The organism is Micromonospora sp. WMMD723, assembly GCF_049863385.1.
Classification (GTDB): domain Bacteria; phylum Actinomycetota; class Actinomycetes; order Mycobacteriales; family Micromonosporaceae; genus Micromonospora; species Micromonospora wenchangensis.
Map to the genome: position 1 here is coordinate 4,466,435 of NZ_JBMKNR010000001.1, position 26,035 is coordinate 4,492,469.

The window sequence follows — 26,035 nt, forward strand, 5'->3', positions numbered from 1 at the left end:
GTTCCGGGGCGTCGGGCCCCGGAACCCTGCTTGAGGAGGACTTGCGTGGATGGTGGACAGATCGCTGCGCTGATCGCGGCCGGCGCGTTCCTGATGCTGGTGCTCGTGCTGGCGGTGCCGATCCTGCGGCTGCGGCACACCGTGGACGCGACGACCCGGATGATCAACGACCTCAACGAGCAGACCGCTCCGCTGCTGGGGGACGTGAACACCACGGTGAAGAACGTCAACGTCGCCCTGGAGCAGGTGCAGACCTCCCTCGACGGGGTGAACCTCCAGCTCGCCAAGGTCGACACGATGACGAGCCACGCGCAGAACGTCACCGCCAACGTGGCGAACCTGGCCACCGTCGTCTCGGCCGCCGCGGCGAACCCGCTGGTGAAGGTGGCGGCCTTCGGGTACGGCGTCCGCCGGGCCGCGTCGGCGCGGCGGACCGCGGAGACCGAGCGTGAGGTGCGCGACACCATCAAGCAGCAGCGTCGGGCCGCCCGGCGCGGCAACCGCTGACCCCGGGCCGGCGGCGCACAGGAGGATAGGGACATGAGGCGACTTTTCTGGCTCGGTATCGGGCTGGCCGTGGGCGTGGTGGTGGTCCGCAAGGCCACCCGGACGGCCCAGGCGTACACCCCGGCGGGCATCGCCAGTGGGCTGTCCGAATCCGCTGGCGGTCTGGTCGAGTCGCTGCGTAACTTCGTGGAGGACGTACGGATCGGGATGGCCGAGCGCGAGCAGGAGATCCACGAGGCGTTCGCCCGCGGTGAGGCGTTCGACGACCAGTTCGCCGAGCTGCGGGAGGACCCGCGCATCGGTGACCGAGAGATCTTTCCGGAGGAACCCCAGCGATGAAGACGGCGGAGATCAAGCGGCGGTACCTCGCCCACTTCGAGGCGAACGGGCACACCGTGGTGCCGTCCGCTCCGCTGCCCGCCATCAGCGATCCGAACCTGCTGTTCGTCAACGCCGGCATGGTGCAGTTCGTCCCGTACTTCCTGGGGCAGCAGACCCCGGCGTACCGGCGGGCGGTGAGCGTGCAGAAGTGCCTGCGCACGCCGGACATCGACGAGGTCGGCAAGACCAGCCGGCACGGCACGTTCTTCCAGATGAACGGCAACTTCTCCTTCGGTGACTACTTCAAGGCCGGGGCGATCCCGCTGGCCTGGGACCTGGTCACCAAGCCGGTCGCCGAGGGCGGTTACGGGCTGGACGGGGAGCGGGTCTGGCCGACGGTCTACCTCGACGACGACGAGGCGTTCGAGATCTGGCGCTCGGTGGGGGTGCCGGCCGAGCGGATCGTGCGCCGGGGCAAGGCGGACAACTTCTGGTCGATGGGCATTCCCGGCCCGTGCGGCCCGTGCTCGGAGCTGTTCTACGACCGGGGTCCGGAGTACGGCCGCGAGGGCGGCCCGGCGGTCGACGAGGACCGCTACATGGAGTTCTGGAATCTGGTCTTCATGCAGTACGAGCGGGGTCCGGGCAGCGGGAAGGAGGACTTCCCGATCCTGGGCGACCTGCCGGCGCAGAACATCGACACCGGCATGGGCCTGGAGCGGATGGCCTCGATCCTGCAGGGCGTCGACAACCTCTACGAGATCGACGAGGTGCGGCCGATCCTGGACCGGGCGGCGGAGCTGACCGGCAAGCGGTACGGCGCGCACTCCGGGCACGTGGCGAGCGAGTCGCACCCGGACGACGTACGGCTGCGGGTGGTCGCCGACCACGTGCGGACCGCGCTGATGCTGATCGGCGACGGGGTGACCCCGAGCAACGAGGGGCGCGGCTACGTGCTGCGCCGGATCATGCGGCGGGCGATCCGGGCGGTGCGGTTGCTGGGCTGGCAGGATCGGGCGTTGCCGGAGCTGCTGCCGGTGGCCCGGGACTGCATGTCCCCGTCGTACCCGGAGCTTTCGCAGGAGTTCGACCGGATCTCCCAGTACGCCTACGCCGAGGAGGACGCGTTCCTGTCCACGCTGCGGGCGGGCACGACGATCCTGGACACGGCGATCGCGGAAACCCGGTCGGCGGGGAAGCCGGCGCTGTCGGGGGAGAAGGCGTTCCAGCTGCACGACACGTACGGCTTCCCGATCGACCTGACCCTGGAGATCGCGGCCGAGCAGGGCCTGCAGGTCGACGCGGAGGGCTTCCGTCGGCTGATGGCCGACCAGCGCAGCCGGGCGAAGGCCGACGCGCAGGCCCGCAAGACGGGGCACACCGACGTGTCGGCGTACCGGTCGGTGCGCGACGACGGCGGGGAGGTGGAGTTCACCGGCTACACCGAGTTGCAGCGGGAGTCCCGGGTGCGGGCGCTGCTGCGCGGTGGCGCGACGGTGGGCGCGGCGGTCGAGGGGGAGACGGTCGAGCTGGTGCTCGACACCACCCCGTTCTATGCCGAGGGCGGCGGTCAGCAGCCCGACCAGGGGCTGATCACGGTCGGTGCCGGCCAGGTCGAGGTCTTCGACGTGCAGCAGCCGGTGCCGGGGCTGATCGTGCACCGGGCGAAGGTGGTCCGGGGCGAGGTGCGGGCCGGCGAGACCGGTTACGCCGAGATCGACGTGACCCGCCGCCGGGCGATCTCCCGGTCGCACACGGCGACCCACCTGGTGCACCAGACGATGCGGAACTTCCTCGGTGAGTCGGCGACCCAGGCGGGTTCGTTGAACGCGCCGGGCCGGCTGCGCTTCGACTTCAACACCCCGACCGGGGTGTCGCCGAGCGTGCTGCACGACGTGGAGCAGCAGGTCAACGAGGTGCTGCTGGCGGATCTGGAGGTCAACGCCTTCATCACCACCCAGCAGGAGGCGCGGCGGATCGGCGCGATGGCGCTGTTCGGCGAGAAGTACGGCGAGCGGGTCCGGGTCGTCGAGGTCGGCGACTACGCCCGGGAGCTGTGCGGCGGCACCCACGTGGCCCGGTCGGCCCAGCTCGGCCTGGTGAAGATCCTCTCCGAGGCGTCGGTCGGTTCCGGGGTCCGCCGGATCGAGGCGCTGGTCGGGATGGACGCGTTCGGCTTCCTGGCCCGCGAGCACCTGCTGGTGTCCCGGCTGGCGGAGCTGTTCCGGGTGCCCGGTGAGCAGGTCGCCGACCGGGTGGAGCAGACCGTCACCCAGCTGCGTGACGCCGAGAAGGAGCTGGAGAAGCTCCGCGCCCAGCTGGTGCTGGGCGGGGCGGCGGCGCTGGCCGGGCAGGCGAAGGACGTCCGGGGGGTGGCGTACGTCGGCACCGAGGCGCCGGAGGGCGCGGCCGGCAACGACGTGCGGACCCTGGCCCAGGAGATCCGCGGCAAGATCGATCCGGCGCGGCCGGCCGTGGTGGCGGTGGCGGCCCGATCGAACGGCAAGGCATCCCTGGTGGTGGCCGTGAACGCGGCGGCCCGTGGGCGTGGCCTGGCGGCGAACGACCTGGTCAAGGCAGCCTTCTCCGGGCGTGGCGGCGGCAGCCCGGACGTGGCGCAGGGCGGTGGCCTGCCCGCCGCCGAGGCGCCGAACCTGCTGCTCACGGTCGAGAAGGCGATCGCCGACGCGTGACGGAACAGCACCCGAGCCAGGGCGGACCCGAGCTGGTCCGCCCTGGCTCGTCACCGGGGAGGGTGACCATCCGTGAGTGAGTCGTCCCGTGGGGTCCGGTTGGGCGTCGACGTGGGGCAGGTCCGGGTGGGGGTGGCCCGGTCCGACCCGCACGGCATCCTGGCCACTCCGCTGGTCACCCTGGCCCGGGACCTGACCACCGGACCGGACGCGGTGCCCAGCGATCTCGCCCAGCTCAAGCAGCTGGTCGTCGAGCACGAGGCCGTCGAGGTCGTCGTCGGCCTGCCGGTCAACCTGGCCGGTCGGCACGGCCCGGCCGCCCAGCACGTGTTGGCGTACGCGGGCCGGTTGACCGAGGTGATCGCCCCGGTTCCGGTGACCCTCACCGACGAGAGGATGTCAACTGTCGTCGCGTCTCGTAGGCTTGCCGAGCGTGGCGTCCGGGGAAAGCGCCAACGTGCGGTGGTGGATCAGGCCGCCGCGGTCGAGATCCTGCAGAGCTGGCTGGAAGCGCAGCGGAGGCGGACGGAATGATCGACGATCTGGACCTCGGGTTCGACGAGCAGGAGAGGGGGGAGAAGGGCCGGCACCGGCGCGGCTTCGTCAACCGGCGTAACGGCACGTCGGGTGGCCGCAAGTCGGGCGGCGGGCTCGGAAAGACCATCTTCGCCCTGTTCATGGCCCTGGTGCTGCTGGGTGGCATCGGCGGCGGGGCCTTCTACGGCTTCGACCGGATCCGTAACCACTTCATCACCCCGGACTTCGACGGGCCGGGCACCGGTGAGGCGCTGGTCGACGTCAAGCAGGGCGACACCGCCACGGACATCGGCAACTCCCTCTACGACGCCGGTGTGGTCAAGAGCACCAAGGCCTTCGTCGAAGCGGCCGACGACAACGCGCTCAGCAAGAACATCCAGGTCGGCCGGTACAAGGTCAAGAAGGAGATGCGCGCCACCGACGCGCTCGCCCTGCTGCTGGACCCGAAGAGCCGGGTGGTCAACGGGGTCACCATTCCCGAGGGCATGATCACGCTGGCCATCTACGACCTGCTGGCCAAGGAGACCAAGATTCCGGTCGCCGAGTTCAAGGCCGCCGCGAAGGACCCGGTCAAGTTGGGCGTGCCGGAGTTCTGGTTCAACCGCAAGGACGGCAAGAAGGGGCCGCGCAGCCTGGAGGGCTTCCTCTTCCCGGCCACCTACGAGCTGCCGCCGAAGGCGACCGCCCCGCAGATCCTGTCGCTGATGGTGGACAAGTTCCTCGACGTGACCGGGGAGATGAAGTTCGTCGAGACGGTCGAGGCCGACCGGGGCATCTCGCCGTACGAGGCGTTGATCACCGCGTCGATCGCGCAGGCCGAGTCGGTCAACCACGAGGACATGCCGAAGGTGGCCCGGGTGATCTACAACCGGGTCTACACCGACCGCTACCACTGCAAGTGCCTGGAGATCGACAGCGCGATCAACTACTGGCTGCGGTTGCAGGGCAAGAACCCGAAGGATTCCGACATCCTCAAGCAGTCCGAGCTGAACGACCCGAGGAACCCGTACCGGACGCACGGCGCGGACGGCCTGACCATCACCCCGATCAGCAACCCCGGCGAGGACGCCCTCAAGGGGGCGATGAGCCCGCCCAACGGCACCTGGGTCTACTTCATGACCATCGACAAGAAGGGCACCATGGGCTACGGCACCACCGACGCCGACTTCCGCGAGCTGCAACGCAAGATGTGCACCAACGGCGTGCTGAGCGGCGAGAACTGCCGGTGAGGGCGGCGGTGCTCGGCAAGCCGATCGCGCACTCCCTCTCCCCGGTGATCCACAACGCGGGTTACGTCGCCGCCGGGCTCGACGGCTGGTCGTACACCCGGATCGAGTGCGGGGCGCAGGAGCTGCCGGCACTGGTCACCGGCCTGGGCCCGGAGTGGGCCGGGCTGTCGGTGACGATGCCGGGCAAGGAGGCGGCGCTCGCGGTGGCCGCCACCGCGTCGCCGGTCGCCGCCGCCGTCGGCGCGGCCAACACGCTGGTCCGTCGTCCCGACGGCTCGTGGTACGCCGACAACACCGACGTCACCGGCATGGTGGACGTGCTGACCGGGGCCGGGGTACGCCCCGGTGCCACGGTGACGGTGCTCGGCGCCGGCGGCACCGCCCGTGCCGCCCTGGCCGCCGCCGCCCGGCTCGGCGCGACCGAGGTGACCGTGGTGGCCCGGCGCGCGGAGGCGGTGGCGCAGTTGCGGCCGGTGGCGTCGGCGGTCGGGGTGGAGCTGGTGCCGGCCGCCTGGTCCGACGCCGCCGCGCACACCCGCGCCGACCTGGTCGTCTCCACCGTGCCCAAGGGGGTGGCCGACCCGGTCGCGACCGGGGTCGACTGGGGACCGTCCACGGTGCTCTTCGACGCCCTGTACGACCCGTGGCCGACCCCGCTGGCGGCCTCGGCGCAGGCCGCCGGCCGGCGGGTGGTCTCCGGGCTGGATCTGCTGCTGGCCCAGGCCGTCGGCCAGTTCTCCCAGTTCACCGGGGTGCCGGCACCGGTGGACGCGATGCGGGCGGCGTTGGCGGCGGCCCGCGGCTGACCCACCGGCGGCCGGTCGTCACCGCATCGCCGACTTTCCGGTCAATCAGGCGTAACCTCGCCGAAGCGGCATTCGTTTGCTGGCCTGCCGAAAAGCAACCCCTGTTCCCTTATTCTTTGGTTAAGTCGTGTCGCCACTCTGATTTCCGACCTGCCATATCCAGCCGTGGTGGATACGCTGCTGCCGGTAATCGTCGCCCACCCGGGGAGTGTTCCTTGAGCCGGCACGGAATCCACCGCGCACTTCCGGCCATCAGCGGTCGACGCAAGGCGGTCGTCCTCAGTGTCCTGAGCGTCACCGCAGTCGGCGGCATCACGGCCACGATGATGCCGTTGATCGCCGCCGAGGTGCCACCGATCACACTCTCCGCCGTCGCGGACACCACTGTCACCCAGGTGCCGCAGGACGGCGACAACGGGATCAAGACCACCCTGGCCAGCTGCCCGCAGTTGTGCGACGGCAACCGCAACGGCCGGCGCGACGCGGTGCTGGAGTTCCAGGTGCGGGGCCTGCCCGCCGACGCGGTCGACGTCAAGGCGTCGCTGCGGGTGTACGCGTGGCAGCAGTTCTCCTCCCGGGTGCGGGCCCACGCCGCCCAGGGCACCGCCGTCGGCGCCGGCCAATGGGCCTACCGACCCACTCTGGGCCCGGTGCTCTCGGCCGTCGACCGGGTCGCCCAGGGCTACAACGAGTGGGACGTCTCCGCCGCCGTCACGGGCAACGGTCCGGTCACCTTCGCGTTGACCCAGGAGAACTGGAACACCCGGATCTACTGGGCCTCGCGGGAGAACGCCAAGGCCGCCATCCGACCGAGCCTGGTGCTGACCTACCAGCGCGGCGACCGGACGCCGACCCGGCCGCCGGCCACCACGGCGGCACCGACCACCGCCGCCCCGTCGCCGACGCGGACGTCGCCGTCACCGAAGCCGACGCGGACGGTCAGCCCGCCCGCGCCGACCACGGCCACCCCGCGCCCGACGCCGACCGTGCGCCCCGGCACCGACGTGCCCGGCTGGCGGCTGGTCTGGTCCGACGAGTTCACCGGGCCCACGGTCGACCTCAAGCGGTGGAACCTGCGCGACAACGAGGGCCGCGACATCGACAAGGGCTGCAACGTCGACGACCCGGACAACACCTTCGTCGCCGACGGGGTGCTGACCCTGCGCGCCCAGCGGGAGACCGCGGTGTGCAGCTCGCAGACCCGGCAGTACACCCAGAGCTACCTGGACACCATCGGCAAGGCGTCGTTCACGTACGGCCGGTTCGAGATGCGGGCCAAGTCGCCCAACGGGCCTACCGACTCCAAGGGGCTCTGGCCGGCGTTCTGGCTGCGTCCCGACGACGGTGGCAAGGGCGAGATCGACGTGGTGGAGCTGCCCGGCGGGTCGTCCCTGCACGGGGCCGCCACCCAGGCGATCTTCTACGACTACACGCCGGTCAAGCAGGACCAGCGGTGGGACTTCCCGACCGGCTACCCGGGTGACGGCTTCCACACGTACACCACCGAGTGGGAGCCGGGGGTGATCCGCTGGTACATCGACGGCCGCCAGGTCTGGCAGCGGGACCGCAGCACCACCCCGTGGTTCGACGAGGCGTTCAACAAGCCGTTCAACCTGCGGCTGAACTTCCAGGTCGGCGGCTGGCTGGGCGACCCCGACGCGGCCACCCGCTTCCCGGCCGACTTCCGGGTCGACTACGTCCGCGTCTGGCAGCGCTGAGCCGCCCGGCACGTCGTACGCCGCCCGGTGGGTCACGGCCCGCCGGGCGGCGGCTTGTCCGCTGGTCCTATCGTGGCCGCCAGCGCGCGGCGGTCGGGCGGGACAGGTGGAGGGCATGACGGTGGCGACGGACCCACGGACCCGGCAGGACGGCGTGGGCTGGGTGACCCGGGCCATCTTCGGTGACCCCCGGCTCTGGCTCGGCATGCCGCCGGACCCGGTGCCCGCCACCCACCGCCCGGTCGTCCGGTACGCCGTGGTGCCCTCGGTGGAGCGGGCCAGGTTCCTGCTTCCGCTCGCCTCCCGCCGGGTCGGCGCGGCGTCGACGCTGGCGTACAACGCGTTGCGCCCGCCCCGGGTGCGGGCCAACCGGCTGGCCGTCGGGATACTGGCCGGGCTCGGGGCGACCGGGCTGGCCCGGATGCCGGTGCTGACCGTGGCGGTGCCCACCGACGCCGACCCGGCCGAGCTGCTGCTCGCCGAGCACCTGGGCCGGCTGGCCGGCCGACCGCTGCACGCCGCGATCGGCATCCGGCCGCCGGACCCGCACCACAAGCCGACGTTGCAGCTCTTCGACGACCGGGGCGTCGCCCGGGCGTACGCGAAGATCGGGTGGAACGACGCGACCCGGGCGATGGTGCGCGCGGAGGCCGCCGCGCTGCGGGATCTGCCCCGCGACGGTGGTGACTTCCCGGACGTACCCCGGCTGCTGGACGAGGTGGGTTGGGGTGACCTGGCGGTGACCCTGGTCGAGCCGATGCCGGCCCGGGTGCGCCGCCCCCGTCGTCCGCTGCGCCCGGAGGTGGCCGCGATGCTGGCGGTGGCCCGGCGTGGTGGTCCGCCGTCGACACCCCGGCCGCTGCGCGGTTCGGCGTTCCTGGACGACCTGACCGCGCGGGCCGCGACCGCCGGTGGTCCGGTGGTCGCGGCGGTGGCGGCCCTGGCCGCCCGCGACGGCGACCGGCCGGTGGAGTTCGGCCACTGGCACGGCGACTGGGTGCCGTGGAACCTCGGCCGGCACCGTGGGCGGTTGGTCGTCTGGGACTGGGAGAACAGCGGCGCCGACCGGCCGCTCGGCTTCGATCTCGCCCACCACGGGTTCCAGAGCGCCCTGTCGCTGGGCGGCCGGGACGTGGCGGGGGCGACCGGGGAGATGGTCGAGCTGTTGGACCGGCACGGTGCGGCGTTCGGCCTGGACCCGGCGGGGTGTCAGTTCGTCGCCGACGCCTATCTTGTCGAGCTGTGGTTGCGGACGGCGGAACTGGCCGCCGGCGGGGGTGGCTGGAGTGCGAAGTTGCACCCCGCGCTGCTGCACACGCTCGCCGACCGGCTGGGCACGCCCCGCCCCTGACCGGCGGTTTCCCGTGGGCTGGGACAAGTGTCGGGGTCCCGACCGGAAAAACGGCGAAAAGCCCACACTGCCGTCACCGCCGCTACCGAAGCCGCCTCACGTTCCACTAGGGTGGCCCCACTCGACGACTACTGGCCGGTGACGGCGTGGTCGGTCCGGCCCGGGACGACGTGGGGACCTCGTCCGGGGCGCAGGTGTGGGGGAGGCCCGGCCGACGGCCGGCACAATCAGGGAGCACGATGGGATCGTCACGTGTCATTCAGCCCGGGGTGGACCATGCCCCGGTCACCTGCCGTGTGGGCGGCGGTGACTTCCGGTGACCATCGTCTACCTGCTGGCCGTGCTGGCGGTGCTGGTGCCGCTGCTGGTCGTTCCGGTGCTGGCGTCCCGCTGGATGTCGGCCGTCGCCACCGGCCGGACGGCCGAACGGTTCCGGATCGCCCTGTCCGGGCTGACCGCCGCGTTCGGCCGGGTCGGCGCGGCCGTGGTGGTGCTGCTGGCCGGGTGCGCGGCGGTCGTCGCCGTGTGCTGGCCCGTCGGTGAGGCGATCTCCCGGCTCGAACCCCATGTCGACCACCGGGTCTTCGACTACGTGCACGCCCACCGGGTCGGCTTCTGGGAGGACGTCAACCTGTTCATTTCCCCGATCGGCGACCGCTACCCGCTCAAGTGGGTGACCGTGGTGGCCGCGATCGGCTTCGCCATCGCCTGGCGGCGTCGCCGCTGGTGGATCCCGCTGGTGGCGATGCCGCTGCAGTTCGTCGTCGAGCAGTACACCCAGACGATCCTCGCGAAGGTCGTCGACCGGGGCCACCCGCCGACCGACCTGGGCACCTACCCCTCCGGCGGCTGCGGCCGGGTGCTGATGACCTTCGGCACCATCCTGGTGCTGGCCGCGCTGACCTGGCGGCTGCCGCGTCGGGTGCTGATCGGCCTGGTCACCGCCCTGGCCGTGCTGGTCTCGGTGGAGGGCTACACCCGCATCTACGCCGAGAAGCACTGGCTCACCGACGTGTTCGGCGGGTGGTTCTTCGGCACCCTGCTGACCGGCGTGATGGTGCTCGCCGTGCTGGTCGCCGACGGTCGGGTCCGCCGCCCCGCGGCCCCGGTGCCGACGGACACCACCGACGACGACCGGATGTTGACCGGCACCTGACCCGTACCCCCGTCCGGTGGGCGCGACCCGTTCCCGCGCCGTCCGGACCCGGCCCCCACCCCTCCTCGCACAGAAGTTGGGCCACCGCCGTGACCACCCTCCTCGTCGCCTCCACCGGTGGGCACCTCGCCGAGCTGCACGACCTGCTGCCCCGGCTCGGGGTGCAGCACGACTGCGTGTGGGCGACGTTCGACTCACCGCAGAGCCGGTCGCTGCTCGACGGGCACGAGGTCATCCACGTGCCCCCGGCGAGCACCCGCGATCCGGTGGGTGCGCTGCGCGACCTGCTGGCCGCCCGCCGGGTGCTCTGCGACGGGCGGTTCCGCCGGGTGATCAGCACCGGTGCCAGCGTCGCCATGTCGTTCTTCCTGCCCGCCGCCCGGCACGGCCTGGACTGCCACTACATCGAGAGCGCCACCCGCACCGTCGGCCCGTCGCTGACCGGTCGACTGGTCGCCCGGGTGCCCCGGACCCGGCTCTACACGCAGTACCCGGGCTGGGCGAACGGCCGGTGGCGCTACGGCGGTTCCATCTTCGACGGGTACGCGCCCGCGCCCGCCGCCCCGCGCCCCCTGTCCAAGATCGTGGTGACCCTCGGCACCCAGGACCGCTTCGGCTTCCCGCGTCTGCTGCAACGCCTGGTCGACGTGGTGCCCGCCGAGGCGGAGGTGCTCTGGCAGGTCGGCGCGACCCGGATCCCCCGGATGCCGGCCGGCGCCCGCCGGCAGGTGCCGTACGCCGAGATGCAGCAGGCCATGCGGGAGGCCGACGTGATCGTCACCCACGCCGGGGTGGGGTCGGCGCTGGCCGCGATGCGCGCCGGCCACCGCGCCGTGTACGTGCCGCGCCGGGCCCGCCACGGCGAACACGTCGACGACCACCAGGTGGAGATGGCCCGGGAGCTCGACCGACGCGGACTGGTGCTGGCCCGGGAGGCCGACGCGGTCACCGCCGACGACCTGACCCGGGCGGCGGCCTGGACGGTGACCGCCACCGGAGTCGTCCCGGCGTTCCGGTGGGCGGAGGCGGCGTGAGGCCGATCGGGGACGGGCGGCCCGGTGGTGGGCTCCGCCGGTCGATGCGCGATTCTCGTCCTGCGTGGGTCGTCCGGACGCGACCCGTACGGCAGGACAGGGCCGAGCCGGTGGCCGACCGGACCGGTCGGTTGATGGTGGGAAATGTCCGGGCAGAGCAAGCTACGCACGATCTCACTTCTTTTTGGGGGCGCCAGTGCTTCACAGAACGTCTCGACCGGTGTGGCGGCGGTGGTTCGCCGCGCTCGCCGCACCGGTGCTCGCGGTCGGCCTCCTGGCCGCGCCCGCCCACGCGGCGGATCTCACCCCGGTAACCAGCACCCTCACCTCGGCCAACCCGGCGGACAACATTCCGCACGCGCAGGACGGCGACACCAAGGCGTTCGCCGAGATCGGCAACACGATCTACGTGGGCGGTTCCTTCACCTCGGTCAAGGCCGCCGGCGCCACCAGCTGGACCTCACGCAACTACCTGTTCGCCTACGACCGGACCAGCGGGGCGCTCAAGGCCGACTTCAGCCCCACGCTCGACGGCGCGGTGCACGCCCTCGCCGCCAGCCCCGACGGCAAGCTGATCGTCGGTGGCGCGTTCAAGAACGTCAACGGGGTCAGCCGCAAGAACCTCGTCCAGCTCGACCCGGTGACCGGCGCGACGGTCGCCAGCTGGGTCGGCCGCAGCGACGGCGGCCTGGTCCGCCGTACCGTCGTGGTCGGCAACAAGCTCTACATCGCCGGCGCGTTCCACTGGGTCAACGGCACCGAGCACTCGCTGCTGGCCCGGCTCGACGCGACCACCGGCGCGATCGACCCGAGCTTCCAGATCGACGCCAGCGTCGCCCGCGCCAGCAGCGAGCTGGTCTGGGGCCTGGCCGTCGCCCCCGACGGCAAGACGCTGGTCGCGGTGGGCAACTTCACCGAGGTCAACGGCCAGCCCCGCAACCAGGTGGTGGTCGTCGACCTGGACGGCACCCCGACGGTCGCCAACTGGAGCACCCAGCGCTACGTGGCGCCCTGCTACAGCGGTTCGTTCCCGTTCTACGCCCGCGACGTCGACTTCTCCGACGACGGCACGTACTTCGTGATCATCGCCGACGGTGGCCGGGGCGACGGGGCGTACTGCGACGCCATCGCCCGGTTCGAGACCGCCGACCGGGGTACGGCCATGGACGCCACCTGGGTCAACTACACCGGCACCGACTCGGTGACCTCCGTCGAGGTGGCCGACAACGTGGTCTACGTCGGCGGTCACTTCCGCTGGCTGAGCAACGCCAACGGCAACGACTCGGCCGGCAGCGGCGCGATCAACCGGTTCGGGCTCGGCGCGCTGGACCCGATCAACGGCCTGCCGCTGGTCTGGAACCCGACCCGTTCGGGCGCCCCGGCGGGCACCACCACCTGGGGCCCGATCATGTGGGAGCTGTGGCGGGGCAGCACCGGCCTCTACGCCGGTTTCGACTCCGACGGCCTCGGCAACGAGTACCACGGGCGGCTGGGCCTGTTCCCGCTCGCCGGTGGCCGTACCGTCGCGGCGACCAACGCGCCGACGGCGTCCTCGGGCTACCTGTACGTCGGGACCGGCAACGGGCAGACCGCCAAGGTGTCGTTCAACGGCACCACCCTGGGCACCCCGGTGGCCAGCGCGCAGGCGAACCTCACCGCGTCCGGCGCGGCCTTCTCGGTCGGCAACAAGCTCTACTGGTCGAAGACCGACGCGACCGCCGCCGGCGGCAGCTACCTGGGTGTGTCGATGTTCACCGGCGGCACGGTGGGCGCACCCTGGGTGAGCAGTGGCTACAACGACTGGTTCAACCCCGCCACGATGGCCGGCGCGTTCTACCTCGACGGTCGGATGTACTACACCAAGGCCGGTACCAACAAGCTGTTCTACAGGTACCTGGAGCCCGACGGCTACATCGTCGGCTGCACCGAGTTCACCCTGCCCAGCGTGGGCCTGAACTGGGGCAACGTGCGGGGGATGGCCTGGGTCGACGGTAAGATCGTCTACGGCAACACCAATGGCTCCCTGCGGGCCGTGCCGTTCGACGAGACCGCCGTCGACGGCGCCGCCTCGGTGGAGATCGCACCGGCCGGCGGCGGCGTGGACTGGTCGAGCAAGACGTTGTTCTTCGCCACCTCCTGAAGCCGCACCTGCCACGGGCGGTCCGCCGGTGTCCCGGACACCGGCGGACCGCCCGTGGCGCAGGGGGGCCGGTCGGCTGTCGACCACAGGTGAGCGGTCGGCGACAATGGGACAACCAGCGGCTCGCCCCGGGGCCGTCGTCGGCCCGCGCCGACCTGCCCACCCCTCGCATCGCAAGAGGACCTGACTGATGGATGTGACCGACGTCACTCCCGCCCGGCAGCGCCCGGTCGGCCTGGCCGAGTTGGCCCGCATTCCGCTGCGGCGGTGGCGCACGGTGCTCGCCGCGACCGGGCTGGTGCTGTTACTGGTGGCCGCCTACCTGCTGGTCTTCCCGGCCACCTACACCGCCACCACGGCCGTGGTGGTCCGTCCGGTGGTCACCGACCCGTTCTCGGTGCCCTCCGGCGGCGCCGACCGGGCGGTCAACATGACCGCCGAGAGCGGGATCGCCACCAGCAACGACGTCATCGACAAGGTCGCCTCGATCACCGGCCGGGACACCACCGCCGTGGCCGACTCGCTCACCGTGGAGACGCCCGTCGGCGGGCAGGTGATGCGGTTCAGCTACGCCGGGCACAGCGAGACCGAGGCGGTCAACGGCGCGAACGGCGCCGCCGAGTCGTACCTCGAACTACGCAAGGGCATGTACGAAAACCAGCGCGCCGCGGTGCTCAAGTCGTACGACGAGACCATCGCCCTGGTCACCAGCCAGCGCACCACCACCCAGCGGTCGTTGCCGGCCAACCAGGGCTCGTCCAGCCCGTCGCCGCGCACCAGCGCCCTGCTCGACCAGCTACGGGCGCTCAACGACCAGCTCGCCACCCTCGCCGAGCAGCGTTCCAAGATCGCCTCGGCGGACCTGAGCCCCGGTTCGGTCACCAGCGCCGCCCGCGCGCCCGTCCCGTCGAGCCGGGACGCCGCCCCGCTGATCCTGGTCGCCGGGCTCCTCGGCGGCCTGCTCGTCGGCGGGTTGGTCGCCTTCGTCCGGGAGTCCATGGACCGCCGGGTCCGCACCGCCGGTGAGGCCTCCGCGCTGGTCGGTGCCCCGCTGCTGGGCACCGTCGGGCGGGACCGCTCGGGCCGGCTCTCCGACACCGACCTGCGCTACCTGGTGCTGGCCCTGGGCCGGTGGGTGGACGGACCGACCCCGCTGCCCCTGGTCCTGCTCTCCAGCGCCGCCGACGAGCAGCGGGAACAGGTCACCGCCGGGGTCGCCGCGGCGCTGGCCCAGTCCGGGCACGAGGTACGCCTGGGCGTCGCCCCGGAGAGCCAGGAGCGCATCCGGGCGCTGCTCACCGACGCGCAGCGCCGGCACCCGGCCGTCGAGCAGACCCGGCCCCGGGTGCCCCGCCCCCGGCCGATGCCCAGCAGCGTCCCGGCCCCGGCCACCACCCCGGCCACCGGCGGCAACCCGGAGGACACCATGGTCATCCCGCCGGTCCGCAAGCCCCGGCCGTTCCCCACCGACGACCCGAAGAACGGTGGCGTCTACCGCTCCACCACCACCTCGGCGGACAAGACCGAGATCATCCCCCGGGTGCTGCCCAAGGAGGCCCCCGCCGCCACCGACGGTGAGCAGGTCCGCATCGGTGCCGGCGCGGTACGCCTGGTCCCGCTGGAGGCCCCGGTGGCCGCCGGGGTCACCGTGATCGACGCCCCACCCGCCCTGCACGACGAACGGGGTGTCCGAGCCGCCCGGGAGGGACGGGCCGTGCTGGTCGCCGCCCGCGACAAGACCCGCACCGGCCGGCTGGGTCAACTGGTGGAACGGCTGCGCTCGGTGGGCGTCGAACCGGTCGGGTTCGTGGTGACGGGAGAGAAGCGTGACTGAGCCGACCACCACCGCGTACCCGCCGGTGACCGTGGTGATCGCCACCCGGGACCGGCCCGGCCTGCTGGAACGGGCCGTGCGCGCGGTGCTCGACCAGGACTACCCCGGACCGGTGGAGTGCGTCGTCGTCTACGACCACACCGACCTGCGGGAACTGGACGTCGACGTGCCGGCCGGGCGCACCCTGCGGTACGTCCACAACACCCACCGGCGGGGGTTGCCCGGCGGCCGGAACACCGGCTTCGACACCGCCACCGCCGACCTGATCGCCTTCTGCGACGACGACGACCACTGGCTGCCGGCGAAGCTGCGCCGGCAGGTGGAGCTGCTGGCGCAGCGGCCCGACGCCGCCGCCGCGAGCTGCGGCATCCGGCTGGAGGGGCCGGGCATCGCCAAGGAACGGCAGCTCGACCGGACCGAGGTCGGCCTGCCCGACTTCGTCGAGGACCGGATCATGGAGGTGCACTCCAGCACCATCCTCATCCGGCGCACCACCTGGGAGGCCATCGGCCCGGTCGACGAGCAACTGCCCGGCGGCTACGGCGAGGACTACGAGTGGCTGCTGCGCATCGCCGGGCACGGCCCGGTGGTGATCGTGCCCGAGGTGCTGGTGGTGGTCGACTGGCACGGCGGTTCGTTCTTCTTCGGCCGCTGGGCGACCATCGTCGAGGCCACCCGCTACCTGCTCGACAAGCACCCCGAGCTGGCCGGCAGCCGTACCGGGCTGGCCCGGCTGCACGGGCAGATCGCGTTCGCCCTCGCCTCCGGCCGGCGGCGCGGCGAAGCGGTGCGGGAACTCGGCCGGGTGATCCGGCTCAACCCCCGGGAGAAGCGGGTGCTGGTGACCGTCCCGGTGGTGCTCGGGCTGCTGTCGGGGGAGCGGGTGCTGCAGCTCGCCCAACGCCGGGGCCGGGGTGTCTGACCGGCGGGTGCCCGGATCACTCGCCGGGCCGCCGCCGCTGCCCACCTGGCCGCTGCTGGCCATGTTCGGGCTGGTCCCGCTGTGGTGGATGCTCGGCGGCTTCTATCTCGGCTGGTCGGTGTTCGGGGTGGTGCTGCTGGGCCTGATGGTCACCCGGGGTCGGGTGGCGCTGCCCGCCGGCACCGCCTGCTGGCTGGTGCTGCTCGCCCTGGTGCTGCTCAGCTTCACCCGGCTCGAACGGGCCACCGCCTACCTCACCTCCGGACTGCGCTTCGGCTTCATGCTGACCGCGCTGATCGTCTGCGTCTACGTCTACAACCTGGTCCGCGACGGCGTCCCCTGGGAGCAGGTGCTCCGCCCGCTCGGCTGGTACTGGCTGGGCGTGGTCGCCCTCGGCTGGCTGGCCGTGCTGGCCCCCCGCTTCCAGCTCACCACCCCGGTGGAGATGCTGCTGCCGGGCAGCATGTCGGGGGAGCGGTTCATCCAGGCGCTGACCCACGTGCGGGCCAACGAGTTCAACCCGGTCTCCCGGGCCCCGATCTACCGGACCGCCGCGCCCTACCCGTACACCAACAACTGGGGTACGGCCTACGCGCTGCTGGTGCCGTGCGTGCTGGCGTACCTGACCTCGGTGCGTACCGGCAAGTTCCGGGTGGCGCTGCTGGTGTCGTTGCCGCTGTCGATGGTGCCGGCGTTCATGACCCTCAACCGGGGCATGTTCCTTGGCCTCGGTGCCGGGCTGACCTACCTGGGCCTGCGGGCGCTGATCCGCGGCAACGCCAAGCTGATCGCCTCGATCGGTGGACTGGTGCTGCTCGTCTGGGTGGTCAGCCTGGTGGTGCCGGTGCAGGAGCTGATCGACAACCGGGTCAGCAGCACCGACACCAACGTCGACCGGATGGACCTCTACGTCCGTACCCTCCAGGCCGTCGAACGCTCGCCCCTGCTCGGGTACGGCGCACCGAACAGCGTCGACACCACGCTCGCCGAGGAACCGCTGGGCACCCAGGGGATGATCTGGCAGGTGCTCTACAGCCACGGCGTTCCGGCCCTGATCGCCTTCCTGGGCTGGCTGGCGCTGATCGCCAAGCGGCTGGCCGGCGCGGTCTCCCCGGCCGGGCAGTGGCTGAGCACCATCCCGGTGATCGCCCTGGTGGTGATCCCGGTGTACGCCTACATCGACCCGAACATGTCGGTCATCTTCTTCGCCGTCGGGGCCGGGCTGGCGGCGGTCAGCGGGCCGGTGAACCGCGCGGTGACCCTCGCGCCCGGGGTCGTCGACGCCCGCACGTCCCGCCCCGCGCCGGCCGGTGCCGGCGTGTCGTCCCCGGCTGCCGGCATCGTGGCGTCCGGCAGCACGACGTCTGGCAGCACGACGTCGGGCGGTACGGCGTCCGGCAGCACGGCGTCCGGCGGTGCGGCCACGGCGACCGGAACGGCTGCCGTGCCGGCCCGGGCGTCGGCCGCCGTCCCGATCCCGCCGATCCGGGCCGCCGCCACCGTGCCACCCCGGCCGACCCGGGCCACCGCCGCCGCGCCACCCCCCGCTTCGCCCGCGCCGGCACCCACCGCCCCGCCCCGATCCCCGACTCCACCCGTGGCGGCGTCCCCGGTCCCGCCCCGCGCCCCGGTGTCGCCGGTGACGGCAACCCCGGTCCCGCCGGCAACTCCGGCCCCACCTGCGCCGGCACCCCGAACCCCGGCTCCGTCCGCGACGACGTCCCCGGTCGGGCCCCCGGTCCCGCCGTCGACGTCGGCTCCGGGCCGGCCAGCAGCCCCGCTCCCGTCCTGGCCCCCGGCCCAGGCCCCGGCCCGCCCCTGCGCACCCGCCCCGGCGTCGAACCGGGGAGCGTCGCCGACCCCGCCTCCGGTCACGCCCCCACCCCCGCCAGCCGGGCAGGTTCCCGACCCGATGCCCCGCCGGACCGCGATCCCCCTTCCCGGGCCGGCCCGACCGCCGGTTCCCGACCCGCTGTCGTCCCCGACCGCCGCTGCGACGCCGCCCCCCGCGCCGTCTCCGACGGCAGCTCCGACCGCCGGGCCGGCCCCGGGCCCGATCGTGTCGCCGGCTCCGGCCCATGCTCCGGTTCCGACCTCGACCCCGGTTCCGACTCCGGCTCCGGTTCCGGCTCCGACCTCGACCTCGGCCCCGGTTCCGGCTCCGACCCCGACCCCGACCCCGGTTCCGGCTCCGACCCCGACCCCGGCTCCGACGCCGAGCCCTGCTCCGACGCCGGCTCCCGCCCGGCCTCCGGCGGCGACCACTGTCAGCGGTCCCCGGCCTGCCGGCGGGGTGGACGCGCCGACGGTGGTGCAACCCGCCCGCACCGGTGGCGACACCCCACCCGGTAATCCGGCCGACGGCCGGCCCCACGTCCGGGACCAGCGCGACACCGGGGAGCAGACCCGCACCGACGACGGCAGGGAGCAGGGATGAGACGACCGGGAACCGGAACCACTCCGGCGGTGCCCCGGCAGCTCGACCGCCGCTCCGCCGATCCGGGGGCGCACCCGGCGGTCGCCGACGGGACCGACGCGACGGGCGGTGCCGGCGAGGTACGGCGTAGCGCCCGCAGCGGTGCGGTCGGGTTGGTCGGCGCGGCGGTCAACGGCGCGTTGGGTTTCCTGCTCACCGTGGTCATCGTGCGCGGCTTCGGCACCGACGGTTCCGGTGCGCTCTTCACCGCCATCGGCGTGGTCTCCATCCTGGGCGCGGTCTGCTGCGCCGGTGCGGACACCGCCCTGGTCTGGGCGCTGCCCCGACGTCGGATCGGCGTCGACGGCGACGCCGCCCGGCTGCTGCCGGTCGCGTTGCTGCCGGTGCTCCTGCTCACCGGGGTCGTGGCGGCGGTGGGCGCGCTCACCGCCGACCGGCTCGCCCCGGTCTTCTTCGAGCGGTCGGACGGGCCGACACTGCTGCGGCTGGCGTTCCTCGCCCTGCCGGTGACCGTGGCGATGACCGTGCTGCTCGCCGCCGTCCGGGCGGTCCGGCCGGTGACCGCCGTGGTCGGCATCCAGTACGTGCTGGTGCCGCTGGCCCGACCCGCCCTGCTGCTGGCGACCGTCGCCACCGGCGCCGGGGTGGCCGTCGGCTTCGGCGGCTGGCTGCTGCCGGTGGCGTTGGCCGTGGTCGCCGCCGCCGTCCTGCTGTTGCGGCCCCTCGGCCTGCTCGCCGGGGCGCGGCTACGGCCGGACGGCGCGGACTGGCGTACCCTCTGGGGCTTCGCGTTGCCCCGGGCGGTGTCAGCGGCCATCGACGCCAGCAGCATGTGGGTCGGGGTGCTGCTCACCTCCGCGCTGGCCGGCGCGGACGAGTCCGGCGTCTTCGGCGCGGTCGGCCGGTACGCCCTGGCCGGGCTGCTGATCATGCAGGGGTTGCGGGTGGCCGTCGCACCCCAGTTGTCCCGGCTGCTCGGGCAGGGGCGCACCGCCGACGCGGCGCTGGTCTACCGGCGGGTCACCGTCGTGATCATCCTGCTGTCCTGGCCGGCGTACCTGCTGCTGGCGGTGTTCGCACCCGGGTTCCTCAGCCTCTTCGGCGACGGGTTCACCGTCGGGGCCGCCCCGCTGGCGGTGCTCGCCGGTGCGATGCTGGTCAACTCGGGGGTGGGCATCGTGCAGACGATGCTGCTGATGAGCGGCAACAGCGCCCGCCACCTCCAGGCCACCGTGGTCGGGCTGGCGCTCACCGTCGGGCTGGGCTTCCTGCTCATCCCCGACCACGGGGCGCTCGGCGCGGCGTACGCCTGGACGGCTGGCGTGGTCGCCGAGAACGTGCTGGCCGCGATCGCCGCCCGGGTGGCGATCGGCGAGCCGCTGCTTACCCGCTCGGTGGGCTGGGCGGCGGTCGGGGCCGGCGGCGGCGCGGCCGTGGTGGCGGTGCTCAGCGCGCTGGTCGCCGGCCGGGGTGTGGCCGGCCTGGCGCTGGCTCTGGTGGTGCTGGCGGTCGTCGCCGTCGGGCTGCTGCTGGACCGGCGGGTCCGGCGTACGGTGCGGACCGCCGTGACGATGCTCAGGCCGAAACCGGCGTGACGAGAGGGAGACGATGACGATCCGCGACCGCCTCAAGGGTGTGGTCCCGCACCAGGTGACCCACCAGGTGCGCAGCTCGCTGGTCCGGTACGGCGAACGCACCAGCGACCGTCGACCGCTGCCGGACTTCCTGATCACCGGCACCAAGCGGGGCGGCACCACCTCGCTGTGGCGTTACCTGCTGGCGCACCCCCTGGTGCCCCGGCTCTTCCCGGCCTGGAACACGAAGACCTCGCACTACTTCGAGGAGAACTGGGGCCGGGGCGAGGCGTGGTACCGGTCGCACTTTCCGACGGTCCGGCACCGGCAGGCCCTGGAACGCCGGCACGGTGGGCCGGTCCGCGTCGGTGAGGCCGCGCCGCTGTACATGTTCCACCCGCTCGTCCCGCAGCGGGTGGCGGAGCTGATGCCCGACGTCCGGTTGATCTTCCTGCTCCGGGACCCGGTGGAGCGGGCGTACTCGCACTGGAAGGAACGGCGTACCGAGGGCAGGGAACCGCTGGACTTCGCCGAGGCGCTGGCCCGGGAGGAGGAACGGACGGCGGGGGAGCGGGAGAAGCTGATCGCCGACCCGACGTACTTCAGCGAGGCGTACGACTGGTACACCTACCGCGCCCGGGGCCGCTACCTGGAGCACCTGACGCCGTGGCTGGACCGGTTCGACCGCTCCCAGCTGCTGATCCTGCCCAGCGAGACGCTGTACGCCGAGCCGGCCGCCACGTACGCCCGGGTGCTGGACTTCCTCGGCCTGCCCCCGCACCAGCTCGCCGCGTACGAGGCGCACAACCACCGGCGTAGCAGCGCCATGCCGGATCAGGTACGGGAAGAGCTGAGTGCCCACTTCGCCCCCCACAACGCGGCGCTGGAACAGCGGTTGGGGATGCGCTTCGACTGGTCGTGACAGGTGCCGGTGCCCCGCCGGGTGGACCTCGTCGTCCGCAGGGCGGGACGGGTCGGGCACGGTGCCGTTGCCGGGACCGGGCGTGACAGACTGACGCGGTGTTGCGTTGGCTGACTGCAGGTGAATCGCATGGTCCGGCTCTGGTGGCGTTGTTGGAGGGGGTGCCGGCCGGGGTGGCGGTGAGCACTGCCGATATCGCGGGTGAGTTGGCGCGTCGTCGGTTGGGGTATGGCCGGGGTGCGCGGATGGCGTTCGAGCAGGACGAGGTCGAGGTTGTCGGTGGTGTGCGGCACGGGTTGACGTTGGGTAGTCCGGTGGCGATTCGGGTGGGTAATTCGGAGTGGCCGAAGTGGCGGACGGTGATGGCCGCTGATCCGGTTGATGCGGACGAGTTGGCGAGTCAGGCTCGTAACGCCCCGTTGACGCGTCCGCGTCCGGGTCATGCCGACCTGGCGGGCATGCAGAAGTACGGCCACACGGATGCGCGGCCGATTCTGGAGCGGGCGAGTGCGCGGGAGACGGCTGCCCGGGTGGCGGTGGGGACGGTGGCGAAGGCGCTGGTGAAGCAGGCCCTCGGCATCGAGATCGTGTCGCACGTGGTGGAGTTGGGGTCGGTGGCCGCGAAGCCCGGTTTGCGGCCGACGCCCGAGGACGCTGAGCGGATCGACGCGGACCCGTTGCGGTGCCTCGATCCGGAGGCGAGCGCGCGGATGGTGGCGGAGGTGGATGCGGCGAAGAAGGCTGCGGACACGTTGGGTGGGGTGGTGGAGGTGTTGGCGTATGGGGTGCCGCCGGGTCTGGGTAGTCACGTGCAGTGGGACCGGAAGCTCGATGCGCGGTTGGCCACCGCGTTGATGTCGATTCAGGCGATCAAGGGTGTGGAGATCGGGGACGGCTGGCAGCAGGCGCGGTCCCGAGGCTCGGAGGCGCACGACGAGATCATGCCCACCGCGACCGGGGTCCGTCGGGTCACCGACCGGGCCGGTGGTTTGGAGGGTGGGATCACCACAGGTGAGCCGGTGCGGGTGCGGGCGGCGATGAAGCCGATCTCGTCGTTGAACCGGGCCCTGTCCACGGTCGACGTCACGACCGGGGAGCCGGCGACGGCGATCAACCAGCGCAGCGACGTGTGTGCGGTGCCGGCGGCGGCGGTGGTGGCGGAGGCGATGGTGGCGCTGGTGTTGGCGGAGGCCGCGGTGGAGAAGTTCGGTGGGGACTCGGTGACCGAGATCCGCCGTAACCTGACCGGCTACCTCGACAGCCTGATCATCAGGTGAGCAGCGGCTGCCAGGAAAGGCCAACCCGATGACGAAGCCTGTCTGTGTGCTGGTCGGGGCCCCCGGTTCCGGCAAGAGCACCGTCGGCGCGGAGCTGGCCACCCTGCTCGGGGTGGCGTTCCGGGACACCGACACCGACATCGAGCAGATGGCGGGCAAGCCCATCCCGGAGATCTTCATCGACGAGGGTGAGGCGCACTTCCGGGCCCTGGAGCGGGCCGCGGTGCTGGCGGCGCTGGCCTCCCACGCCGGGGTGCTGGCCCTCGGCGGCGGCGCGATCCTCGCCGAGGAGAACCGGGCCGCGCTGGTCGGGCACACCGTGGTGCACCTGTCGGTGGAGTTGACCGACGCGGTGAAGCGGGTCGGGCTCGGCGCCGGCCGGCCGTTGCTGTCGGTCAACCCGCGCGCCACCCTCAAACACCTGATGGACCAGCGTCGGCCGCTCTACGCGGAGGTCGCGACCGCGACGGTGGTCACCGACGGCCGTGCGCCAGAGGAGATCGCCGCCGAGATCGTCGCCCTGCTCAAGCCCTGACCGCCCCCACCCGACGCCGGTCCGGCGTCGACCCGTTCCGACGGGGTTCGGGCCGCCAGGTCGCCAGCAGGGCCAGGGCGAGCAGGATCTCGGCCAGGTCGCCGACGTAGTACATCAGGGTCGCCGCCGTCCGCAGTTGGTCGGCGGGGGCGGCGGCGTCGACCAGGCCGGCGTACATCAGCTGGGCGAGGGTGGCGTGGGCGGCGACCGACAGGCCCAGCACCACCAGGCGTACCGGCACGCCGGGGCGGTGCGGCCCGGGGTCGGGGCCGGCGATCGACCAGGTGAAGACGTACCCGCTGACCAGGAAGTGCAGCAGCAGCACCGGGTGCAGGCCGGGATGGGTCAGGGTGGCCCGGTACAGCGGCGTGAGGTGCAGCAGGTAGAGGCCGCCGGCGGTGAGCAGCAGCCCGGTGACCGGATGGCTGGCGACCGTCACGGCGGGCTGCCGCAGCAGCCGCAGGACGGCCCGGCCGGTGCGGGGCGCGACGGTGCGTAGCGCCAGCGTGCCGGGCGCGCCGAGCGCCAGCCCGAGCGGCGCGAGCATGCCGACCAGCAGGTGCTGCCACATGTGCCCGACCAGGTCGTGCGCGGGCAGCAGCAGGGCCACCGCGAGCAGTGCGCTGCCCGCGCCGAAGCTGGCCGTCCGCCAGTGGCTCCACCCGGCCTGTCCCGGGTCGCGTTGGCGCAGCGCGGCGGCCAGGTAACCCCAGAACACCACCGGGGGTACGAGCAGCAGCAGTCCGACCCCGCCGCCGTGCGTCCCGGTCATCGCCGGTCGGCGCAGGTGTCCACGACCGTGGCCCGGCGCTGAACCGTCCAGCCGAGGGTCACCAGTGCCGCCCCGAGCAGCAGGAAGCCGACGTCCCAGGCGGTCTGGTGCGGTCCGCCGTGCACGTGGTGGATGCCGAGCAGGTGGTGGTCGACGATCCCCTCGACCAGGTTGAACAGCCCCCACCCGACCAGCGCCCAGCCCCAGAGTGCGCCGGAGCGCCACAGCCGGCCCCGGGAGCGGGTGACCCGGGAGTAGAGCAGGGCCAGGCCGGTGAGCACCGCCACCCAGGTCACCACGTGGAACAGCCCGTCCCACAGGGTGTTCATCTGCAACCCGGGCACGGTGTCCACCGGGTACGCCCTGATCCCGACGTTGTCGCTGCCGGTGCTGCTGAGCATGTGGTGCCACTGGAGCACCTGGTGCAGGACGATGCCGTCGACGAAGCCGCCGAGGCCGACGCCGAGGATGGTGGCCGGGAGCCGGATGTCCGCGCCGTCGACGGTGGTGCTGCCCATGGGGGTTCCTCCACGTTCGGGTCGGCACGTTCGGGTCGGTCCCGTCTCCGGTGCCCGGGTCCCGTGGGGCTAAACGCCGGCCCGGCCGCCGGGTCACGCCGGGGCGGGCCGCCATCAGGTGGACACTCCCCGTGCCGGGGCCGAGCCTGGACTAGGCTGCCGGCGATGGACGAGGTGACCCGGATTCCGGTCGGCGGCGAACGGCCGTACGACGTACTGGTCGGGCGGGGCCTGCTGGCCGAGCTGCCCGCGTTGCTGCCCGACGCGACCCGGACGGCGGTGCTGTACGCGCCGCCCCTGCGGGCGTTGGCCGAGGAGATCGGCGGGCGGTTGGCCGGGGCGGGGATCACCCCGCTGGCGATCGAGGTGCCCGACGCCGAGGCGGGCAAGCGGGTCGAGGTGGCCGCCGACTGCTGGGAGCAGCTCGGGGCGGCCGGCTTCACCCGTACCGATGCGGTGGTCGGGGTGGGCGGCGGCGCGGTGACCGACCTGGCCGGCTTCGTCGCGGCCTGCTGGTTGCGCGGGGTGCGGTGGGTGCCGGTGGCGACCTCGCTGCTCGGCATGGTCGACGCCGCCGTCGGCGGCAAGACCGGGGTGAACACGGCGGCCGGCAAGAACCTGGTGGGCTCCTTCCACCCGCCGGTCGGGGTGCTGGCCGACCTGGGCACGCTGGACAGCCTCCCGGCGGCCGACCTGGCCGCCGGGCTGGCCGAGGTGGTCAAGTGCGGTTTCATCGCCGACCCGGTGATCCTGGACCTGGTCGAGGCGGACCCGGTGGCCGCCGTCGACCCGAGCGGCCCGGTGGCCCGGGAGCTGATCGAGCGGGCGATCCGGGTGAAGGCCGACGTGGTCTCCGGTGACCTGCGCGAGTCGGGGGTGCGGGAGGTGCTCAACTACGGGCACACGCTGGCGCACGCGATCGAGAAGGTCGAGGGGTACCGCTGGCGGCACGGGCACGCGGTCTCCGTCGGCACCGTCTATGCCGGCACCCTCGCCCGGCTGGCCGGTCGGCTCGACGCGGTGACCGCCGAGCGGCACCGCCGGGTGCTGTCCGCGCTGGACCTGCCGACCAGCTACCCGGCGGACGCCTGGCCGGACCTGCTGGCGGCGATGCGGGTGGACAAGAAGGCCCGGGGGAGCCGGTTGCGGTTCGTGGTGCTCGACGGTCTGGCCCGCCCGGCGATCCTGGACGGCCCGGACGACGAGCTGCTGCACGCCGCCTACCGGGAGGTCAGCCGGTGACCGGCCCGGACGCCCCCCGGGTGTACGTGCTCAACGGGCCGAACCTGGGCCGGCTGGGCACCCGCCAGGTCGACGTGTACGGCGTGACCAGCTATGCCGACCTGGTGACGCTCTGCGTCGAGACGGGCCGTGAGCTGGGGTTGGACGTGGTGGTGCGGCAGACCGACGCGGAGCACGAACTCGTCGGCTGGCTGCACGGGGCGGCGGACGAGGGCGCGGCCGTGGTGCTCAACCCGGCGGCCTGGTCGCACTACTCGATCGCGGTCCGCGACGCCTGCGCGTTGCTGCGTGCCCCCCTGGTCGAGGTGCACATCTCCAACATCCACGCCCGGGAGGAGTTCCGGCACCACTCGGTGGTGTCGGCGGTGGCCACCGGGGTGATCTGCGGTCTGGGCGTGGACGGCTACCGGCTCGCGCTGCGGCACCTCGCCACCCGGCCCGCCGGGGCCGACTGAACCGCCGCCCGTTACTCTGCGTGATTGTCGGCCCGGCCCGTGGGGGGTGTGGCGG

At 72.9% G+C, this 26,035-nt stretch carries 22 protein-coding genes; 20 read left to right on the forward strand and 2 right to left on the reverse strand.

Annotation, left to right across the window (positions count from 1 at the left end; genetic code table 11):
• Positions 1 to 45 precede the first annotated feature (45 nt).
• The 18 genes from ACN261_RS19740 (at position 46) to ACN261_RS19825 (ending at position 22,993) form a co-directional block, all read left to right on the forward strand.
• Complete coding sequence (locus ACN261_RS19740) at positions 46 to 507, forward strand: DUF948 domain-containing protein (protein WP_088647310.1); 462 nt, start codon at positions 46 to 48, stop codon at positions 505 to 507.
• Positions 508 to 540: 33 nt separating this feature from the next.
• Entirely contained in the window at positions 541 to 846 is a 306-nt protein-coding gene (locus ACN261_RS19745; protein ID WP_204927608.1) for a hypothetical protein, read from the forward strand.
• The gene (alaS, locus tag ACN261_RS19750; RefSeq protein ID WP_421481204.1) at positions 843 to 3,521 is read left to right on the forward strand and encodes an alanine--tRNA ligase; all 2,679 of its coding nucleotides are present in this window, start codon (positions 843 to 845) and stop codon (positions 3,519 to 3,521) included. Before ACN261_RS19745 ends, alaS begins: the two co-directional genes overlap by 4 nt.
• A gap of 72 nt (positions 3,522 to 3,593) precedes the next feature.
• Positions 3,594 to 4,055 (forward strand): Holliday junction resolvase RuvX, encoded by a 462-nt coding sequence (ruvX, locus tag ACN261_RS19755; protein ID WP_421481205.1) that lies wholly within the window; start codon positions 3,594 to 3,596, stop codon positions 4,053 to 4,055.
• Positions 4,052 to 5,287 carry an endolytic transglycosylase MltG gene (gene mltG, locus ACN261_RS19760; protein WP_421481206.1) on the forward strand — a complete coding sequence of 412 codons (1,236 nt, stop codon included), beginning with the start codon at positions 4,052 to 4,054 and terminating at the stop codon, positions 5,285 to 5,287. Before ruvX ends, mltG begins: the two co-directional genes overlap by 4 nt.
• Positions 5,284 to 6,093, forward strand: a complete 810-nt coding sequence (locus tag ACN261_RS19765; protein WP_425851481.1) for a shikimate dehydrogenase — start codon at positions 5,284 to 5,286, stop codon at positions 6,091 to 6,093. Before mltG ends, ACN261_RS19765 begins: the two co-directional genes overlap by 4 nt.
• A gap of 215 nt (positions 6,094 to 6,308) precedes the next feature.
• The gene (locus tag ACN261_RS19770) at positions 6,309 to 7,811 is read left to right on the forward strand and encodes a family 16 glycosylhydrolase (RefSeq protein WP_425851483.1); all 1,503 of its coding nucleotides are present in this window, start codon (positions 6,309 to 6,311) and stop codon (positions 7,809 to 7,811) included.
• A gap of 115 nt (positions 7,812 to 7,926) precedes the next feature.
• Positions 7,927 to 9,162 carry a hypothetical protein gene (locus tag ACN261_RS19775; RefSeq protein WP_421481209.1) on the forward strand — a complete coding sequence of 412 codons (1,236 nt, stop codon included), beginning with the start codon at positions 7,927 to 7,929 and terminating at the stop codon, positions 9,160 to 9,162.
• Between the two features lie 316 nt (positions 9,163 to 9,478).
• A complete protein-coding gene (locus tag ACN261_RS19780) occupies positions 9,479 to 10,318 on the forward strand; it encodes a phosphatase PAP2 family protein (RefSeq protein WP_425851486.1) in 840 nt (279 codons plus the stop codon).
• Positions 10,319 to 10,407: 89 nt separating this feature from the next.
• Positions 10,408 to 11,352, forward strand: coding sequence for a glycosyltransferase (locus ACN261_RS19785; protein ID WP_421481211.1), 945 nt, complete (start codon positions 10,408 to 10,410; stop codon positions 11,350 to 11,352).
• A gap of 220 nt (positions 11,353 to 11,572) precedes the next feature.
• Positions 11,573 to 13,492, forward strand: a complete 1,920-nt coding sequence (locus ACN261_RS19790; protein ID WP_425851488.1) for a delta-60 repeat domain-containing protein — start codon at positions 11,573 to 11,575, stop codon at positions 13,490 to 13,492.
• A gap of 190 nt (positions 13,493 to 13,682) precedes the next feature.
• Entirely contained in the window at positions 13,683 to 15,326 is a 1,644-nt protein-coding gene (locus tag ACN261_RS19795; protein ID WP_425851490.1) for a hypothetical protein, read from the forward strand.
• Positions 15,319 to 16,248, forward strand: a complete 930-nt coding sequence (locus ACN261_RS19800) for a glycosyltransferase family 2 protein (protein WP_421481213.1) — start codon at positions 15,319 to 15,321, stop codon at positions 16,246 to 16,248. The genes ACN261_RS19795 and ACN261_RS19800 overlap by 8 nt, the downstream gene beginning before the upstream one ends.
• Positions 16,249 to 16,255: 7 nt before the next feature.
• The gene (locus ACN261_RS19805; protein WP_425851493.1) at positions 16,256 to 18,685 is read left to right on the forward strand and encodes an O-antigen ligase family protein; all 2,430 of its coding nucleotides are present in this window, start codon (positions 16,256 to 16,258) and stop codon (positions 18,683 to 18,685) included.
• The gene (locus ACN261_RS19810) at positions 18,682 to 20,280 is read left to right on the forward strand and encodes a lipopolysaccharide biosynthesis protein (protein ID WP_421481215.1); all 1,599 of its coding nucleotides are present in this window, start codon (positions 18,682 to 18,684) and stop codon (positions 20,278 to 20,280) included. The genes ACN261_RS19805 and ACN261_RS19810 overlap by 4 nt, the downstream gene beginning before the upstream one ends.
• A 13-nt stretch (positions 20,281 to 20,293) precedes the next feature.
• The gene (locus ACN261_RS19815; protein ID WP_425851494.1) at positions 20,294 to 21,181 is read left to right on the forward strand and encodes a sulfotransferase domain-containing protein; all 888 of its coding nucleotides are present in this window, start codon (positions 20,294 to 20,296) and stop codon (positions 21,179 to 21,181) included.
• A gap of 98 nt (positions 21,182 to 21,279) precedes the next feature.
• A complete protein-coding gene (gene aroC, locus ACN261_RS19820; RefSeq protein WP_425851496.1) occupies positions 21,280 to 22,458 on the forward strand; it encodes a chorismate synthase in 1,179 nt (392 codons plus the stop codon).
• A gap of 28 nt (positions 22,459 to 22,486) precedes the next feature.
• Entirely contained in the window at positions 22,487 to 22,993 is a 507-nt protein-coding gene (locus tag ACN261_RS19825; protein WP_425851498.1) for a shikimate kinase, read from the forward strand.
• On the opposite strand, the gene ACN261_RS19830 is transcribed toward ACN261_RS19825, so the two are convergent.
• Complete coding sequence (locus tag ACN261_RS19830) at positions 22,983 to 23,765, reverse strand: cytochrome c oxidase assembly protein (protein ID WP_425851500.1); 783 nt, start codon at positions 23,763 to 23,765, stop codon at positions 22,983 to 22,985. The two genes, ACN261_RS19825 and ACN261_RS19830, sit on opposite strands and share 11 nt — an antisense overlap.
• Positions 23,762 to 24,283, reverse strand: a complete 522-nt coding sequence (locus tag ACN261_RS19835; RefSeq protein ID WP_425851502.1) for a DUF2243 domain-containing protein — start codon at positions 24,281 to 24,283, stop codon at positions 23,762 to 23,764. Before ACN261_RS19835 ends, ACN261_RS19830 begins: the two co-directional genes overlap by 4 nt.
• Positions 24,284 to 24,448: 165 nt before the next feature.
• Between ACN261_RS19835 and aroB the strand changes: the two genes are divergently transcribed.
• Both aroB and aroQ read left to right on the forward strand, forming a co-directional pair.
• On the forward strand, positions 24,449 to 25,525 hold the full coding sequence (gene aroB / locus ACN261_RS19840) for a 3-dehydroquinate synthase (protein ID WP_421481220.1): 1,077 nt from the start codon (positions 24,449 to 24,451) through the stop codon (positions 25,523 to 25,525).
• Entirely contained in the window at positions 25,522 to 25,980 is a 459-nt protein-coding gene (gene aroQ, locus ACN261_RS19845; RefSeq protein WP_421481221.1) for a type II 3-dehydroquinate dehydratase, read from the forward strand. Before aroB ends, aroQ begins: the two co-directional genes overlap by 4 nt.
• Positions 25,981 to 26,035 lie beyond the last annotated feature (55 nt).

Excerpts from the sequence above, each read along its gene's own strand:
- ACN261_RS19745 (WP_204927608.1), top strand. The coding sequence starts at position 541 with ATGAGGCGACTTTTCTGGCTCGGTATCGGGCTGGCCGTGGGCGTGGTG.
- alaS (WP_421481204.1), top strand. The coding sequence starts at position 843 with ATGAAGACGGCGGAGATCAAGCGGCGGTACCTCGCCCACTTCGAGGCG.
- mltG (WP_421481206.1), top strand. The coding sequence starts at position 4,052 with ATGATCGACGATCTGGACCTCGGGTTCGACGAGCAGGAGAGGGGGGAG.
- ACN261_RS19775 (WP_421481209.1), top strand. The coding sequence starts at position 7,927 with ATGACGGTGGCGACGGACCCACGGACCCGGCAGGACGGCGTGGGCTGG.
- ACN261_RS19795 (WP_425851490.1), top strand. The coding sequence starts at position 13,683 with ATGGATGTGACCGACGTCACTCCCGCCCGGCAGCGCCCGGTCGGCCTG.
- ACN261_RS19810 (WP_421481215.1), top strand. The coding sequence starts at position 18,682 with ATGAGACGACCGGGAACCGGAACCACTCCGGCGGTGCCCCGGCAGCTC.
- ACN261_RS19815 (WP_425851494.1), top strand. The coding sequence starts at position 20,294 with ATGACGATCCGCGACCGCCTCAAGGGTGTGGTCCCGCACCAGGTGACC.
- ACN261_RS19825 (WP_425851498.1), top strand. The coding sequence starts at position 22,487 with ATGACGAAGCCTGTCTGTGTGCTGGTCGGGGCCCCCGGTTCCGGCAAG.
- ACN261_RS19830 (WP_425851500.1), bottom strand. The coding sequence starts at position 23,765 with ATGACCGGGACGCACGGCGGCGGGGTCGGACTGCTGCTGCTCGTACCC.
- ACN261_RS19835 (WP_425851502.1), bottom strand. The coding sequence starts at position 24,283 with ATGGGCAGCACCACCGTCGACGGCGCGGACATCCGGCTCCCGGCCACC.
- aroB (WP_421481220.1), top strand. The coding sequence starts at position 24,449 with ATGGACGAGGTGACCCGGATTCCGGTCGGCGGCGAACGGCCGTACGAC.